This window comes from Pseudomonas sp. TYF_14, from assembly GCF_043105275.1.
GTDB lineage: Bacteria > Pseudomonadota > Gammaproteobacteria > Pseudomonadales > Pseudomonadaceae > Aquipseudomonas > Aquipseudomonas alloputida.
The window spans coordinates 1-774 of the sequence record NZ_JBICLK010000101.1; the positions used below are offsets into that span (position 1 = coordinate 1).

Here is a 774-nt window from a genome sequence, read left to right on the forward strand (position 1 = left end):
TTTGCTCGACAAACCCGTGCTCTTCACCATCTTGGACGGAGAACGCCCGGTACGGTACGTGCACGGCCTTGTCAGCAGCTTCAGCCAGGGCGAGAGCGGCTTCTACCGCACTTACTATCACGCCTTGGTCGAACCGCAACTGGCCCGCGCAAGGCTGCGCTCGAACTGGCGCATCTTCCAGCACAAGACCGTTCCGCAAATTCTCGAGCTGATGCTCAAGCGTCAGGGCATCGACCAGTACGAACTACGCGCCAGCATGGACCATCAGGTGCGCGAATTCTGCGTTCAGGCCGGTGAGACGGACTTGGCGTTCATCGCCCGCCTTGCCGCTGAAGAAGGCTTCGTCTACCGCTTTGCGCACAGTGAAAAGCTGCACAAGCTGATCATCACCGATCGGCTGCAGTCCCTCGGCCTGATCAGCCATGGCGCCATCAAGGCCGACCATGAAGACGAGGGTTTCGGCGATGACGACGAGCCTGTAGGCCCTGACAGCGTCCTGTACCAAGCGAACAGCGGTGGCGATCAAGCCATACCCTGCCTTCGCCGCTTGCGCTACAGCGAGCAGGTGCGCACCGCTCGCCAGGTGCAGCGCGACCACACCTTCACCCACCCGGCCTACCGCCAGGAGCACAGAGCCGCCGGGCCCTTCCTGGAGCATCAGAGCAAAGATTACGAATACTTCGATTACCCAGGCCGCTATAAACGCGATGCCGTGGGCAAGCCGTTCACCGAAAACCGCATCACAGCGCTGCGCCATGATGTGCGTATTGCCGA

The 774-nt window shown here is 61.0% G+C and carries 1 protein-coding gene; it reads left to right on the top strand.

Annotated elements, in window-relative coordinates; all coding sequences use genetic code 11:
- The coding region (locus ACF8O8_RS27930) for a contractile injection system protein, VgrG/Pvc8 family (protein WP_392510958.1) at window positions 1-774 on the top strand (774 nt) is incomplete at both ends.